Source organism: Roseateles paludis (assembly GCF_039872745.1).
GTDB classification, from domain to species: Bacteria; Pseudomonadota; Gammaproteobacteria; order Burkholderiales; family Burkholderiaceae_C; genus Pelomonas; species Pelomonas paludis.
On the sequence record NZ_JBDPZD010000003.1, the window covers coordinates 383,915 to 398,345 of the forward strand.

Below are 14,431 nucleotides of genomic sequence, written 5' to 3' on the forward strand. Positions count from 1 at the left end.
TCGCCTGCGCGTGCGCTCCCTAGAATTCCCCAATGACCAGCCCCGAGATTGCCGCGCCTTTTGTCCACCTGCGGACGCATACCGAGTTCTCTGTCGTGGACGGCACCTTGCGGGTGGACGACGCGGCCAAGGCGGCGGCCAAGGATGGCCAGGTGGCGCTGGCCATCACTGACCTCGCCAACCTTTTTGGCGGCGTCAAGTTCTATGGCGAGTGCCGCAAGAAGGGCGTGCAGCCCATCCTGGGGGCCGACTGCTGGGTCGAGCCCGACGCGTCGGACCGCCCGCCTTCGCGCCTGCTGCTGTTGGTGCAGGACCGCACCGGCTACCTCAATCTGTCCGAACTCATCTCGCGCGCCTGGCTGCAGAACGTGCTGCGCAACCAGGCCTGCCTCAAGCTGGAGTGGCTGGCCGAGCTGAATGCCGGCCTCATTTGCCTGTCCGGCGCCCAGCACGGCACCGTGGGCCAGGCCCTGCAGCAGGGTGACACGGTGCGGGCCCGCGAGTCGGCACGCCAACTGGCGGCCCTGTTCCCGGGGCGCTTCTACCTGGAGCTGCAGCGCGCCGGCCTGCCGGGGCAGGAGTCCCTGGTGCAGGCCACGGTGCCGCTGGCGGCCGAGCTGCAGCTGCCGGTGGTGGCCACGCATCCCATCCAGTTCCTGGCCGAAGAGGACTTTGACGCCCACGAGGCGCGGGTCTGCGTGGCCGAGGGCGAGACCCTGGCCAACCCCAAGCGCATCAAGCGCTTCCTGCCCAGCCAGCACTTCAAGACCCAGGCCGAGATGCGCAAGCTCTTCGCCGACATCCCGACCGCCATTGCCAACACGGTGGAGATCGCGCGGCGCTGCTCGCTGACCCTGGTGCTGGGCAAGCCGCAGTTGCCCAACTTCCCGACGCCGCTGCTGGAAGACGGCACGCCCATGCCGATGGAGCAGTACTTCCGCGAGCTGAGCTTTGCGGGGCTGGAGGAGCGGCTGACGCTGCTCTTCCCCGACCCGGCCAAACGCGATGCCGAGCGGCCGCGCTACGTGGAGCGGCTGGAGTTCGAGCTCGGGACCATCATCAAGATGGGCTTCCCCGGCTACTTCCTGATCGTGTCGGACTTCATCCGCTGGGCCAAGCAGAACGGCTGCCCGGTGGGCCCGGGCCGGGGCTCGGGCGCGGGCTCGCTGGTGGCCTATGCGCTGTCCATCACCGACCTGGACCCGCTGGCCTACAACCTGCTGTTCGAGCGCTTCCTGAACCCCGAGCGGGTGTCGATGCCTGACTTCGACATCGACTTCTGCCAGGGCAACCGCGACCGCGTGATCGAGTACGTCAAGGACAAATACGGTCGCCCGGCGGTGAGCCAGATCGCCACCTTCGGCACCATGGCTGCCAAGGCCGCGCTGCGCGACATCGGCCGCGTGCTGGGCATGGGCTATGGGCATGTGGACAGCATCGCCAAGCTCATCCCCGCGCCGCCGGGCAAGACGGTGACCCTGGCCACGCTGCCGCCCGACTTCGACCCCGAGAAGGCCAAGCTCATCTACGCCCGCCACGAGGCGCCCGAGCTGAACGAGCGCGAGGCGGCCGACGAAGAGGTGGCCGAGCTGCTCAAGCTGGCCGCGCGCGTCGAGGGCATGGTGCGCAACATCGGCATGCACGCCGGGGGCGTGCTGATCGCGCCGGGCAAGATCACCGACTTCTGCCCCATGTACCAGCAGCCGGGCTCGACCTCGGCCGTCAGCCAGTACGACAAGGACGACGTCGAGGCCATTGGCCTCGTCAAGTTCGACTTCCTTGGTCTGGCCACGCTGACCATCCTGGAGCTGGCCAAGGAGTTCATCGTCAAACGCCATGCGGGGCAGGCGCACTTCGCCTTCGAGACCATCCCGCTCGATGACCGGGCCGTGTACCAGCTCTTCTCGGCCGGCCGCACTGAGGCCGTGTTCCAGTTTGAATCGCGCGGCATGCAGGGCATGCTGCGGGACGCCAAGCCCTCGCGGCTGGAGGACCTGATCGCCCTCAACGCGCTCTACCGCCCGGGCCCGATGGACCTGATCCCGACCTTCGTGGCGCGCAAGCACGGCAAGGAGGTGGTCGAGTACCCGCACCCGCTGACCGAGCCCGTGCTGTCTGAGACCTACGGGATCATGGTCTACCAGGAGCAGGTGATGCAGACCGCCCAGGTGCTGGGCGGCTACAGCCTTGGCGGCGCCGACATGCTGCGCCGCGCCATGGGCAAGAAGAAGGCCGAAGAGATGGCCATGCACCGCGAGATCTTCCGCAAGGGGGCGGCGGAGAAGGGCATCTCGCAGGACAAGGCCGACGAGGTCTTCGACCTGATGGAGAAGTTTGCGGGCTACGGCTTCAACAAGTCGCACGCGGCCGCGTACTCGCTGCTGGCCTATCACACGGCCTGGATCAAGGTGCATTTCACGGCCGAGTTCTTCGCCGCGAACATGACCATCGAAATGGACGACACCGACAAGCTCAAGGTGTTGATGGAAGACGCCAAGACCTTTGGCATCGAGTTCCAGGCGCCTTGCGTGAACAAGGGCGTCTACCGGTTCGAGCCCCTCACCGATCGCTCGATCAACTACGGCCTCGGTGCCATCAAGGGCACGGGGCGCGGCGCCATCGAGGCCATCGTCGCGGCGCGCGAAAGCGGTGGGCCTTTCCTGTCCTTCTACGACTTCTGCCTGCGCGTGGACCGCAAGTCGGTCAACAAGCGCGTGGTGGAGGCGCTGATCAAGGCCGGTGCCTTTGACAGCCTCTATGCAGAGCGCTCCCGCCTGCTGGCCAGCGTGGCGCGCGGCTACACCCACGCCGAGACCCAGGAGGCCAATGCTGACCAGGGTGGCCTCTTCGACTTTGGCGACTCGCATGCCAGCTCCACCGCCGAGCCCGACCTCGTCGAGGCCGCGCCCTGGAGCATCAAGGAGCGCCTGGGCCATGAGAAGACGGCCATCGGCTACTACCTGTCGGGCCACCTCTTCGACCAATCCAGCGATGAGGTGCGCCGCATGGTCAAGCGTGCGATTGCCGACCTCGTCGACAGCCGCGAGCCCGTCACCATCGCCGGCATCGTGTCTGACCTGCGCATCATCAACGGCCAGCGCGGCCGCGTGGGCATCTTCAAGCTGGACGACAAGACCGATGTGATCGAGTCCGTTGCCAACGAGGAGCTGCTCAACGCCAACAAGGAGCTGCTGGCCGAGGACGAGCTGATCATTGCGCAGGGCCGGGTGCAGAACGACCGCTTCTCAGGCGGGCTGCGCTTCAATGTGCAGGCCGTGTGGAGCCTCGCCGCCGCGCGGGCGCGCTTTGGCCGGCATGTGCTGGTGCGCAGCCTGGGCGGTGTGGACAAGCTGGCGGCGCTGGTGCGCGAGTTCCCGCCGCGCGAGGTGGCCACCGACGAAGGCACCACGCGCCAGGGCTTGATGCTGCGGGTGCCGCTGCGGGCCGAGGCTGGCAGCGGGCCCGCAGTGGGTGCTGAGGTTGGCGCTCAATGGCTGGTCGACCTGGGCGAGCAAAGCCGCCTGTGGCCGGCCGACGAGGCCCTGGCCCGCCTGGGTGGCGAGGCCGAAGTGGTGTTTGACGCTGGATGACGCCACGCCCATGAACAGCCCGGATCGCCGCCCTCCACGCGAAGCCCGCACTGGTCTGATCCTGACCGGCGGCGGCGCGCGGGCGGCCTACCAGGTGGGCGTGCTCGCGGCCATCGCGCAGCTGCGGCGCGATGCGGGCGCCGTGCAAGGCGCGCCTTTCCCGGTGATCAGCGGCACCTCGGCCGGCGCCATCAATGCCTCGACCCTGGCCTGCCATGCGGACGACTTTGACGGCGCCGTGGATGGCCTGGTGCACCTCTGGCAGGGCCTGCATGTCGAGTCCATCTACCGTGCCGATGCGTTTGAGGCCGTGCGCAGCGGCGCGCGCTGGCTGAGCATGTTGAGCCTCGGGTGGGCGCTGGCGCGCTGGACGCGCAGCCGGCCGCGCAGCCTGCTGGACAACACGCCGCTGCGCAGCCTGCTCTCAAAGTATCTGGACATGAGTCGCATCGAGGCCATGCTGGCCGGCGGGCATCTGCACGCGATGGCGCTCTCGGGCTCCAGCTACACCTCGGGCCAGCACGTCACCTTCTATCAAACGCACCAGGCCATCGAGCCCTGGCTGCGTGAGCAGCGCATGGCCGTGCGCACGCAGCTGACCCTGGGCCACTTGATGGCCTCGTCGGCGATCCCCTTCATCTTCCCGGCCGAGGCGCTGGAGCTGGAGGGCATGGACGAGTGGTTTGGTGACGGCTCCATGCGCCAGAGCGCGCCCATCTCGCCGGCCGTGCACCTGGGGGCTGACCGCGTGCTGGTGATTGGTGCCGGACGCATGAAGGAGCCGGGCGGCCCGCGCCACCGCGTGTCGGACGAAGCGCCAGGCATGGCCTTGGTGGCCGGCCACGCGCTGTCCAGCATCTTCCTGGACGCGCTGTCGGTGGACGTGGAGCGCCTGCGGCGCATCAACCGCACGTTGTCCCTGTTACCCAAGGACAGCCTCGATGCGTCCGACCTGCGGCCCATCGAGCTGCTGGTGATTGCGCCCAGCCGCCGGCTGGACGAGCTGGCCGGCGAGCACCAGGCCAGTTTGCCGGCCTCGATGCGCGCGCTGATGAAGGCCCTGGGCGCCAGCGGCCAGGGCAAGAAGTCCAGCGGCGCGGCGCTGCTGAGCTATCTGCTCTTTGAGCCCAGCTTTGTGAACGAGCTGATCAACCTCGGCATGAGTGACACCCTGGCCATGCGCTCGCAGGTGCAGCGCTTTTTTGGCTGGCCCGAGCAGGCGCCCGATGTGGACCCGGTTCGGCTGCGGCGCAGCCGCTCAGCGGGCTTCGCTGGCGGCGTCTAGCGCGGCGCCGGCAACGCGCAGGCCCTGTGCCGAGAGCTTGAGCGCGCTGGCCCGGCCCAGGCCTTTGACGCGGTGCAGCAGGTCCGCCCAGCCGGTGAAGGGCCGCGCAGCCAGCAGCCGCTCGGCAAGCTGGGGGCCGATGCCGGGCACCGACTCCAGCGCCGCGCGGCTGGCGCTGTTGACCTCGACCAGCGCCACCGTCTGAGCGAACCCAGCCACCGGGCTGGCAAGCAGGGCGCCGGCCAGCAGCAGCGCGCGCCGGCGCTTCATCCTTCGGCGCTCTGGGCCCGCACCATGGCGGCATAGGCACCGTCGCGGGCCAGCAGCTCGGCATGGCTGCCGGACTCGACCAGGCGGCCATTGCCCAGCACGTGGATGCAGTCGGCCGCGCGGATGGTGGAGAGGCGGTGCGCGATCACGATCAAGGTCTTGCGGCCCTGCCAGGCCTCCAGCGCCTGCTGCACCGCGCGCTCGCTCTCGGTGTCGAGCGCGGAGGTGGCCTCGTCGAAGATCCAGATCGGCGCGTCCTTGTAGAGCGCGCGGGCGATGGCGACGCGCTGGCGCTGGCCACCCGAGAGCTTGCTGCCGTTGGCGCCAATGGGGGTCTCCAGCCCCTCGGGCAGGGTCTGCACAAAGTCCCACAGGTGGGCGGCCTTGAGGGCAGCCTCCAGCCGCGCTTCGTCACGCACCTGCGCGTAGGCGATGTTGTCGGCCACCGAGGTGTCGAAGAGCACGATGTCCTGCGACACCACGGCGAACTGGCGGCGCAAGCTGGCGCGGGTCAGTTGCTCGATGTCCTGGCCGTCGAGGCGGATGGCGCCGGCGTCGGGGTGGTCGAAGCCCAGCAGCAGGTGGATGACCGAGCTCTTGCCCGCGCCTGAGGCGCCTACCAGCGCGGTGGTCTGCCCGGCCGCGAAGCGCAGCGAGAGCCCATCCAGTGCCGGCGTGGTGGCGCCGGGGTAGGTGAGCTGCACGGCGTCGAGCTCGATGTCGCCCTTGGCCGGGCCGGGCAGTTCCAGCGTGCCCTGGTCCTGCTCCTTGGGCGCGTCCATCAGCTCCATGCAGCCCCGGGCGATGACCATGGCCTGTGTGGCCGGCTGGCTGAGATCCGACAGATGGCGCAGCTTGGAGATGAGCAGCAGCAGGGCGGTGACGTACTCGGCAAAGGCCTTGGCGCCTTCGCCCGTGGTGCGGATCTGCCAGACCGCGATGACGAGGATCAGCGAGATGCCGATGCTGGCCACGAACTGCGAGGCCGGCTGCGCCAGGGCCGAGGCGGCCGAGGTCTTGAGCGAATTGCGGCGCACCGACTGCGCCACCTCGGCAAAGCGCTGGCGCTCCACCGGCACGGCCCCGAACTGCCGGATCACGCGCCAGGCGCGGGCCAGGTCTTCGACGCGATTGGCCAGGTCGAGCTGGGCGTCATAGGCCTGCGAGGCGACACGCCGCACGCGGTGGTTGACCTTGCGCATCAGCCAGCCCATCAGCGGCGTGACGATGAGGGCGATCAGCGTGAGCCGCCAGTTGAGCTGGAACAGGAAGACCAGCATCACGATGGCGGGCAGCCCGTCGCGCAGCGCCGCCATGCCGACATTGCCCAGCAGCCACAGGATCTGCTGCGGGTCATTGACCACCTTGGTGACCGCCGCGCCCGACTGCATGCGCGTGTAGACCTGGGCATCGAGCCGCAACAGCGACTCGACCAGGGCGGTGCGGAAGTCCATCACGCTGCGCGTTAGCGTCCACTGGAACAGGTACTGGCCCGCAAAGCTGCACAGCCCGCGCACGGTGAAGAGCCCCACCAGCACGACGGGGATCCAGGCCAGGTGGAAGGCATCGCGCTCGAAGCCACCGCCAAACACATAGCCGGTGAGCTTGGGAATGAACCACTCGGTGCCTGCGGCACCCAGGTAGGCCAGGAAGGTGAGCGCCAGGCCCGCGCGGTGCGGCTTGACGAAGGTCCACAGGCGGGAGGCCAGGGGCTTGGTGGCTTCAGCGGACATAGGGGCGCGATTGTCGTTCCTATACTCGCCCGCCATGCCTGAGAGCTTGAGAGTCTTTCGTCCATGCCCGCCTTGCACGCCAAAACACCCCCGCTCGTCGTTGCAAATGCGCGCCATAGCCCGAGCTATGGCTGTGCTTTGCACCTAGATCGGGGGCGTTTTGACCCGCCTTTCGGGCTCGGCCGAAAAACTCTCAAGCTCTGAGCCTCACCCAGCCGACGCCCCATGCAAGGTCAGCAACGTCCCCGCGTCGTGCACTTCGTGACCGGGGGCTTTTCGGGCGCAACCCAGGTGGCCGTTGACCTGTGCCGCGCCGCCCGGCGCTCGGGCCCTTTCGAGCCCGTGCTGGTGTTGCGCCGCAAGCGGCACACGCCGATGCAGCGCGTCGAGGCGCTGCGGGCCGAGGGGCTGGAGGTGCATCTGGTGTCGGGCTGGGCGCATGCGGTCACGGTGGCACAGCTGGCGGCGCTGCTGCGCGCGCTGCAGCCCCAGGCCGTGCTGGCGCATGGCTTCCCCGAGCACCTGCTGGGCCGCCGCGCGGGGCTCAAGGCGGGCGTGCCGGTGCTGGTGCAGGTGGAGCACAACACGCTTGAGCGCTACACGCCGTGGTCGCGTTGGTGGACGCGGCGCCTGGCGCAGCACAGCGCGGCGTTGGTGGGCGTGTCCGAGGGCGCGCGGCAGACGCTGCTGCGCCTGGGCCTGCCGCCAGATAAGACGCTGGCAATCCCGAACGGCATCGACCTCACGCGCTTCGCGGCAGCCGACGCGCAGCCCTTTGATCGGCGCCTGCCGCAGATCCTGATGTCGGCCCGCTTCGCACGCCAGAAGGACCAGCCGACCCTGATCCGCGCGCTGGCGCGGCTGCGCGAGCAAGGCCCGCAGCCCCGCCTGGTGCTGGCAGGCACGGGCTCGGGCCGTGCCGAGCAGGCCTGCCGTGCGCTGGCGCAGCAACTGGGGGTGCTTGACCAGATCGACTGGGTTGGGCACGTGGCCGACTTGCCGGCGCGCCTGATGCAGACGCGCATCTTCGTGCTGTCCACGCACTGGGAAGGCATGCCCCTGGCCCTGGTCGAGGCGATGGCCGCAGGCTGCGCCTGTGTGGCCAGCAATGTGCCCGGTGTGGAAGGCGTGCTGGAAGACGGTGTGACGGGCTTGCTGGTGCCCGAGGCCGACCCCGAGGCGTTGGCGGCGGCCCTGGCCCGCTTGCTGGGCGACGAGGCCTTGGCGGCGCGGCTGGGGGCGGCTGCGCGCGAGCAGGCGCTGCATGCCCACAGCCAGGCGTTGATGCTGGCGCGCTACGAGGCCTTGCTGGCGGCCGTGGCGCGGCCGAGCCAATAGCCCACGCGCAGCGCCCGCCACCACCAGCCGCGTGCGCGGCAGCCGGCCACGACGGCGGCAGGCGCCAGCGGGCTCATGGCCTCGAAGGACTGCAGGTGCTGGGCCAGGCGCGCCGGGTCGCCCCGGCGACCCTCGAAGCGGCAGGCCGTGACGAAGGTCTTGGCGGCGTAGTAGCCGGCGGCAAAGTCGGTCTCGGCCCCGAGCGAAGGGAGCTGGGCGGCCAGCAGCGCGGGCACCGGCGCCAGCGCGGCCATCATGTCGTCCACCTTGCGGACGGTGTTGCTGGCGAGGATGCTGCCAGCGCGCTGGCGGTAGCCCACCCAGACGCTGTCCATGTAGACGTAGCTGCGCGCGCGCAGCAGCAGCGCGGGCGTGGTGGCCATGTCCTCGAAGTAGCGGCCGACCGGGAAGCGCAGCCCCTCCCAGAGTTCGCGGCGGGCGATCTTGCTCCAGCTGTGCAGGTGGCCTCGGTCAAACGCGCCGCGCAGCAGGGCCGCGCGGTCGCTCAGCCGGGTGCGGGGTGGGCCGGCAAAGGTGTGGAAGTGCAGCTCGCCGCGCAGGCGGTGCTTGAGCTGGAAGCGCTCGCGCACGGTGCGGAAGTCGCAAAGCACCAGATCCGGTGCTTGAAAGCGTTCGAGGCAGGCCTGCAGGTCTCGCACGCTGCCGGGCAGCAGCAGGTCGTCCGAGTCGAGGAACCAGACGTAGTCGCCCTGGGCGGCATCCAGCAAGGTGTTGCGGGCCGCGCTGAGGCCGCCGTTCTGGGCGTGACGCAGCAGCTGGACCTGAGGCGCGTGCCGCGCAGCCAGCTCGGCGGCGAGGCGGTCGCTGCCGTCGGTCGAGCAATCCTCCAGCATCAGCACCTCAACGCCTTCGATGCCGTCCTGCAGCACCGAGGCCAGGCACTCGGCCAGGAAGGGCCGGACGTTGTAGACCGGGATGAGGACGCTGAGCCAGGACTTGTTCACAGGCTCTCAGGTCAGGCGCCGCCCCAGCTGTCGCTCCAGGATGGCCAGCGGGCTGGCTTGCGGGTTGCATTGGTGCTGGGCGGCCAGGTGCAGGGTCTGCTCCATCATGTACTGACCCGACATCGCTGCGTGGGAGGTCTGGTCCGAGAAGCAGACCCAGGTGGACCCCGGCGGAAAGGCGTGCGTGAGCTGCGGGCAGTCGCGCTGGTAGGCCATGTCGGCCTTCATGCCGTCGTGCAGCTGCAGCATCAGGTGGTCGTACTCGCTGCGCAGCGACTTGGTGACGCGCAGGGTCTTGAGTGCGTGCGCCTGCCAGGGGGTGTATCGCTTGGCGCGTGGCACGAAGTGCCGGGCGATGGCGTCAAAGGGCTCGCCGACGCGCCAGACGCGCGCTTCGTCGTGCGGATTGACATTGGTGAAGACGCGCAGGATGCGTTCGCCGCGGTTGGGGCGGGACGGGAAGGCATCGACATGCAGCCGGCGGTCGTCGGCCCGCCAGGACTGCTGGCGGGACTCGACCTGGCTGGGGCGCAGGCTCGCTGGTGCCGCGCGCAGGTGCGTGCGGTAGCTAGGCGCGATGGCATCGATCAACGCCCGCGCCTGGCTGGCGAAGCGGCCGATCATGGCGCCGAGCCGCCCGTGCTCGGTGCCCGTGACGGCGGCGCCTGCAAGGTTGCCATCCGGCCGCAGGCTGATGTTGCGGGACTTGGGGTCGCGCACATCGGGGCGCAGCAGCGCGGTCTCGTCCCGGTCCAGCTCAAAGCGCAGGGCCGGGAAGAACAACACCTTGCCCGCTTCCAGCTCAGACACCAGGCCGCCCAGCGCGGCCGACCAGTCGGTGGCTGCCACGGTGACGATGGCGTCCAGCATCACTCCCTCCAGTGGTCGGAGATCCAGCGGGCCGGCCGGGCGTGGCGCCAATTGCCATTGCTGCGGCCGACCAAGGCATCGGGCGGGTTCATCACGCCGTGGAAGACCAGCACGCGTGCGCCCGCAGGGATGAAGGGGTCGCGCCAGTAGCTGGTGGGCCACAGCGGCAGGCAGTGGTACTTGAAGCTGGCGCACCAGTGCTTGGGCCAGTAGCCGAGCTTGCCCTGGGCGGCCAGGTGGTGGCTGAGGAATTCCTGCTCGTTGCGGTACTTGGCGCGGACCTCGTCCTGGTGATCGATGAAGTGCTGCAGCACGTCGGCATGGGCGCCGAGCCGGAAGCGGTAGACCGAGGAGTTGCCGGTGACGCGCCAGGGGCGCTTCCAGTCCTTGATGATCAGGAACTCGCCGGGCACTTCGAAGAACTCGGTCAGGTCGCCGACGATGACGACGTCGAGGTCGAGGAAGAGGGCGGTGCCTTGCAGGCCGAAGAGGTCAGCCTGGTAGGTGCCGAGCTTCTTCCAGCCACCATCGCGCTTGCCGGCCTTGGCGTGGGTCTCGGGCAGCGGCAGGCACTCGACCTCGGGGCGCACGCCGGCCGAGTCATCGGTGAAGCAGACAAAGCGGAACGCACCCTTGAGGTGGCGCGCGGCCATGCCGTAGAGGCGGTTGACGTACTCGGGGCCGTACTTGGTGCCCCACTTCATGCAGATGATGAATCTCTGCTGATCGGGAGCGGTGGGCGGGTTGACGGCGCTCATCAAGCGAGTTCCTCAACGGAGGTTGGGGGGTAGCTGTCCCAGCTGAGGCAGCCAGGGCATTGCCAGAAGTAGTGGGCCGCTTCAAAACCGCAGGCGGCGCAGCGGTAACGGCGCAAGGGGCGGCAGGCGTGCTCCAGGGTCTGCAGCAGCGGGGCTTGCTCGTCGGCGGGCAGGGCCGGCGCCTCCAGCTTGAACAGCTCGGTGGCGGCGGAGAGCGAGGGCGAGAGGGCGGGGGCGGCCTTGAGGTGGCGCACCAGGCGGCTGCGGTGCCCGGCGGGGTCCAGCAGCTCCAGCGCACGCAGCAAGGGCATGCTCGGCGCCTGCTCATAGCGGGCGCTCAGGGTCTGCAACGCAGCCGCCTGGCGCTGGAGGCCCTGGGCCAGCTGGGCGTAGTCCATGGCCACGAGGTTGAAGGCCGGCGGGTTGGTGCTGAGCAGGCGGTTGAACTGCTCGAAGGCGGCGGGCGCATCACCACCTTGGGCCAGCAGTTGGCCCAGCAGCACGTAGGCGCGCGCGGCCTCGGGGGCGCGCTTCTGGGCTTGGTGCAGCAGGCTCTGGGCCAGGTCGGGGTGGCCTTGGCTCTGGGCGACCAGGGCCTGCTCGCACAGGTAATGGGCAATGCGCTGCGCGAAGGAGCCGGTGCCGGCGGCTTCCAACTCGGCGGCGACCTCGGCCGCGCGGGCCCAGTCGCGTGAACGCTCAAAGAGCGACAGCAGGGCCAACCGGGCCTCCCGCTCGAAGGCGGTGCCGCGCAGCTCGCTGTAGGCGGCCTCGGCGCGGTCGAAGAGGCCGGCCTTGAAGAAGTCCTGCGCCAGCTCGTGCTGGGCGCGCTCGCGGTCGGGTTTGCTGAGGTCGGCGCGGCGCAGCAGGTGCTCGTGCACGCGCACGGCGCGCTCGGTCTCGCCCCGGCGGCGGAACAGGCTGCCAAGGGCGAAGTGGAGCTCGGTGGTGTCGGGGTCGTTCTGGACGGCTTCGATGAAGGCGTCGATGGCCTTGTCCTGTTGCTCGTTCAGCAGCAGGTTCAGACCCTTGAAGTAGGGCTTGGGCGATTCGCGCTGCTCGCGCTTCCATTGCCGGGCGTCGAGCTTGGAGGCCAGCCAGCCGAGCGCAAACGCGACCGGCAGCACGAACAGCAGCCAGCGGGGATCAAACTCCATCTTGATGCGGCGGCGCGGCGGCAGGCGCCGGCGGTGGTGTGGGGTCGGCCAGGGCCTCGCTGCGGCGGGCGGCGCGGCGGTGGTGCCACCAGGCCGGCACCATGGCCAGGACACCAAACGCACAGCCGCAACCAAAGGCGATCAGCACGATGATGATCTGCGGCATGCGCCATTCATGCCCGAAGAACCAGCGCAGGCTGGCTTCGTGGTTGTTGTTCAGCGCAAAGGCGAACAGCGCAAAGAACAGGAAGCCGCGCAGCAACCAGACCAGGGTGCGCATGGGCGAATGCCTCTCTCAGTCCTTCACGGGCAGGTTGGCGTCCACGCTCTCGCGCAGGGCCTTGCCGGGCTTGAAGTGGGGCGCCAGCTTCTCGGGGATCTGGACTTGTTCGCCGCTGCGCGGGTTGCGGCCCATGCGAGGCGGGCGGCGGCTGATGGAGAAGCTGCCAAAGCCCCGGATCTCGATGCGATGGCCGCGCGCCAGGGCGTCGCTCATGGCGTCGAGGATGGTCTTGACCGCGAATTCGGTGTCACGCTGGGTCAGCTGCGGAAAGCGGTCGGCGAGCAGGGTGACGAGGTCGGAGCGGGTCATGGCTGAAACGCTGGAAGTGAAACAGGCTCGCGGTGGCAACACTGCGAGCCTGTGGGAGAGCATACCCGCCGGCCCCGTTGCGGGACCGGCGTGTCAACCCGGAGCTTAGTTGCCCTGGTTGTCCAGCTTGGCGCGCAGCAGAGCGCCGAGGCTGGTGGTGCCAGCGTTCTCGCGCTCGCTGGTCTGGGCCAGGCGCTGCATGGCTTCTTGCTGGTCGGCGCTGTCCTTGGCCTTGATCGACAACTGGATGTTGCGGGTCTTGCGATCCACGTTGACGATGACGGCGGTGACTTCGTCGCCTTCCTTCAGCACGTTGCGGGCGTCTTCGACGCGGTCGCGGCTGATTTCCGAAGCGCGCAGGTAGCCGGTGACGTCGTCAGCCAGCTCGATCTCGGCGCCACGGGCATCCACGGTCTTGACCTTGCCGGTGACGGACTGGCCACGGTCGTTGATCGAGGTGTAGGAGGTGAACGGGTCGCTGTCGAGTTGCTTGATGCCCAGCGAGATGCGCTCGCGCTCGACATCCACGCCGAGGACGACGGCTTCGACTTCCTGGCCCTTCTTGAAGTTGCGCACGGCAGCTTCGCCGGGCTCGTTCCAGGACAGGTCGGACAGGTGCACCAGGCCGTCGATGCCTTGGGCCAGGCCGATGAACACGCCGAAGTCGGTGATCGACTTGACGGGGCCCTTGACCTTGTCGCCGCGCTTGACGTTCTCGGCGAACTCTTCCCAGGGGTTGGCCTTGCACTGCTTCATGCCCAGCGAGATGCGACGCTTGTCTTCGTCGATCTCGAGAACCATGATCTCGACCTCGTCGCCCAGCGAAACCAGCTTGGCGGGTGCGACGTTCTTGTTGGTCCAGTCCATTTCGGAGACGTGCACCAGGCCTTCGATGCCGGGTTCGATCTCGACGAAGGCGCCGTAGTCAGCAATGTTGGTGACCTTGCCGAACAGGCGGGTGCCGGTCGGGTAGCGGCGGGCCACGCCGAACCAGGGGTCGTCGCCCAGTTGCTTGATGCCCAGCGAAACGCGGTTCTTCTCGGCGTCGAATTTGAGGACCTTGGCGGTCAGCTCTTGACCCACCGTCACCACTTCGCTCGGGTGACGGACACGGCGCCAAGCCATGTCGGTGATGTGCAGCAGGCCGTCAATGCCGCCGAGGTCCACGAACGCACCGTACTCGGTGATGTTCTTGACCACGCCGTTGACGATGGCGCCTTCTTGCAGGGTCTCGAGCAGCTTGGCGCGCTCTTCGCCCATGGAGGCCTCAACGACAGCGCGACGCGACAACACGACGTTGTTGCGCTTGCGGTCGAGCTTGATGACCTTGAATTCCATGGTCTTGCCCTCGAAGGGGCTCATGTCCTTCACCGGGCGGGTGTCCAGCAGCGATCCGGGCAGGAAGGCGCGGATGCCGTTCACGAGGACGGTCAGGCCGCCCTTGACCTTGCCGGAGACAGTGCCGGTCACGAAGTCGCCAGACTCCAGGGCCGTCTCAAGGCTCAGCCACGAGGCCAGGCGCTTGGCCTTGTCGCGCGAGAGGATGGTGTCGCCGTAGCCGTTCTCGATGGCGTCGATGGCCACCGAGACGAAATCGCCGACTTGCACTTCGAGTTCGCCTTGGTCGTTCTTGAACTCTTCGATGGGCACATAGGCCTCGGACTTCAGGCCGGCGTTGACGACCACGAAGCTGTGCTCGACACGGACGACTTCGGCCGAGATCACTTCGCCGGCGCGCATATCGGCCTGCTTGAGCGATTCCTCGAACATGGCGGCGAAGGATTCGGCGCCGAAGGCTGCTTGGGTTTGGGACATGGTTGAGATTCCTGTGATGCCTCGTTGCGAGGACATCGGCGTGCAGCAATTGCTGCGG

Annotated in this window: 12 protein-coding genes; 3 read left to right on the forward strand and 9 right to left on the reverse strand. The window is 68.6% G+C overall.

All coding sequences use genetic code 11. The features are described 5' to 3' along the window. Positions 1-32: 32 nt before the first annotated feature. Positions 33-3,590, forward strand: coding sequence for a DNA polymerase III subunit alpha (gene dnaE, locus ABDJ85_RS13050; RefSeq protein ID WP_347705216.1), 3,558 nt, complete (start codon positions 33-35; stop codon positions 3,588-3,590). 10 nt (positions 3,591-3,600) lie between these two features. Continuing rightward, positions 3,601-4,875, forward strand: a complete 1,275-nt coding sequence (locus tag ABDJ85_RS13055) for a patatin-like phospholipase family protein (protein ID WP_347705217.1) — start codon at positions 3,601-3,603, stop codon at positions 4,873-4,875. On the opposite strand, the gene ABDJ85_RS13060 is transcribed toward ABDJ85_RS13055, so the two are convergent. Continuing rightward, positions 4,849-5,145: a ComEA family DNA-binding protein gene (locus ABDJ85_RS13060; protein WP_347705218.1), complete on the reverse strand. Its 297-nt coding sequence runs from the start codon at positions 5,143-5,145 to the stop codon at positions 4,849-4,851. The genes ABDJ85_RS13055 and ABDJ85_RS13060 overlap by 27 nt on opposite strands. Then, complete coding sequence (locus ABDJ85_RS13065) at positions 5,142-6,878, reverse strand: ABC transporter ATP-binding protein (protein WP_347705219.1); 1,737 nt, start codon at positions 6,876-6,878, stop codon at positions 5,142-5,144. Before ABDJ85_RS13065 ends, ABDJ85_RS13060 begins: the two co-directional genes overlap by 4 nt. A 225-nt stretch (positions 6,879-7,103) precedes the next feature. Here ABDJ85_RS13065 and ABDJ85_RS13070 point away from each other — a divergent pair, with 225 nt between their 5' ends. Beyond that, on the forward strand, positions 7,104-8,216 hold the full coding sequence (locus tag ABDJ85_RS13070) for a glycosyltransferase (protein WP_347705220.1): 1,113 nt from the start codon (positions 7,104-7,106) through the stop codon (positions 8,214-8,216). Here the strand turns inward: ABDJ85_RS13070 and ABDJ85_RS13075 are convergent. The 7 genes from ABDJ85_RS13075 to rpsA form a co-directional block, all read right to left on the reverse strand. Next, positions 8,174-9,181 carry a glycosyltransferase family 2 protein gene (locus ABDJ85_RS13075; RefSeq protein ID WP_347705221.1) on the reverse strand — a complete coding sequence of 336 codons (1,008 nt, stop codon included), beginning with the start codon at positions 9,179-9,181 and terminating at the stop codon, positions 8,174-8,176. The two genes, ABDJ85_RS13070 and ABDJ85_RS13075, sit on opposite strands and share 43 nt — an antisense overlap. A 6-nt stretch (positions 9,182-9,187) precedes the next feature. Then, positions 9,188-10,051, reverse strand: coding sequence for a Kdo hydroxylase KdoO (gene kdoO, locus ABDJ85_RS13080; RefSeq protein ID WP_347705222.1), 864 nt, complete (start codon positions 10,049-10,051; stop codon positions 9,188-9,190). Beyond that, entirely contained in the window at positions 10,051-10,809 is a 759-nt protein-coding gene (locus tag ABDJ85_RS13085; RefSeq protein ID WP_347705223.1) for a glycosyltransferase, read from the reverse strand. Before ABDJ85_RS13085 ends, kdoO begins: the two co-directional genes overlap by 1 nt. Further along, entirely contained in the window at positions 10,809-11,966 is a 1,158-nt protein-coding gene (gene lapB / locus ABDJ85_RS13090) for a lipopolysaccharide assembly protein LapB (protein ID WP_347705224.1), read from the reverse strand. Before lapB ends, ABDJ85_RS13085 begins: the two co-directional genes overlap by 1 nt. Beyond that, positions 11,956-12,246 (reverse strand): lipopolysaccharide assembly protein LapA domain-containing protein, encoded by a 291-nt coding sequence (locus tag ABDJ85_RS13095; RefSeq protein ID WP_347705225.1) that lies wholly within the window; start codon positions 12,244-12,246, stop codon positions 11,956-11,958. The genes lapB and ABDJ85_RS13095 overlap by 11 nt, the downstream gene beginning before the upstream one ends. 15 nt (positions 12,247-12,261) lie before the next feature. After that, entirely contained in the window at positions 12,262-12,558 is a 297-nt protein-coding gene (locus ABDJ85_RS13100) for an integration host factor subunit beta (protein WP_347705226.1), read from the reverse strand. A gap of 105 nt (positions 12,559-12,663) precedes the next feature. After that, positions 12,664-14,373 carry a 30S ribosomal protein S1 gene (gene rpsA / locus ABDJ85_RS13105; protein WP_347705227.1) on the reverse strand — a complete coding sequence of 570 codons (1,710 nt, stop codon included), beginning with the start codon at positions 14,371-14,373 and terminating at the stop codon, positions 12,664-12,666. Positions 14,374-14,431 lie beyond the last annotated feature (58 nt).

Coding starts and splice junctions, on each gene's coding strand:
- dnaE (WP_347705216.1), top strand. CDS start 33: ATGACCAGCCCCGAGATTGCCGCGCCTTTTGTCCACCTGCGGACGCAT.
- ABDJ85_RS13055 (WP_347705217.1), top strand. CDS start 3,601: ATGAACAGCCCGGATCGCCGCCCTCCACGCGAAGCCCGCACTGGTCTG.
- ABDJ85_RS13060 (WP_347705218.1), bottom strand. CDS start 5,145: ATGAAGCGCCGGCGCGCGCTGCTGCTGGCCGGCGCCCTGCTTGCCAGC.
- ABDJ85_RS13065 (WP_347705219.1), bottom strand. CDS start 6,878: ATGTCCGCTGAAGCCACCAAGCCCCTGGCCTCCCGCCTGTGGACCTTC.
- ABDJ85_RS13070 (WP_347705220.1), top strand. CDS start 7,104: ATGCAAGGTCAGCAACGTCCCCGCGTCGTGCACTTCGTGACCGGGGGC.
- kdoO (WP_347705222.1), bottom strand. CDS start 10,051: ATGCTGGACGCCATCGTCACCGTGGCAGCCACCGACTGGTCGGCCGCG.
- ABDJ85_RS13085 (WP_347705223.1), bottom strand. CDS start 10,809: ATGAGCGCCGTCAACCCGCCCACCGCTCCCGATCAGCAGAGATTCATC.
- lapB (WP_347705224.1), bottom strand. CDS start 11,966: ATGGAGTTTGATCCCCGCTGGCTGCTGTTCGTGCTGCCGGTCGCGTTT.
- ABDJ85_RS13095 (WP_347705225.1), bottom strand. CDS start 12,246: ATGCGCACCCTGGTCTGGTTGCTGCGCGGCTTCCTGTTCTTTGCGCTG.
- ABDJ85_RS13100 (WP_347705226.1), bottom strand. CDS start 12,558: ATGACCCGCTCCGACCTCGTCACCCTGCTCGCCGACCGCTTTCCGCAG.
- rpsA (WP_347705227.1), bottom strand. CDS start 14,373: ATGTCCCAAACCCAAGCAGCCTTCGGCGCCGAATCCTTCGCCGCCATG.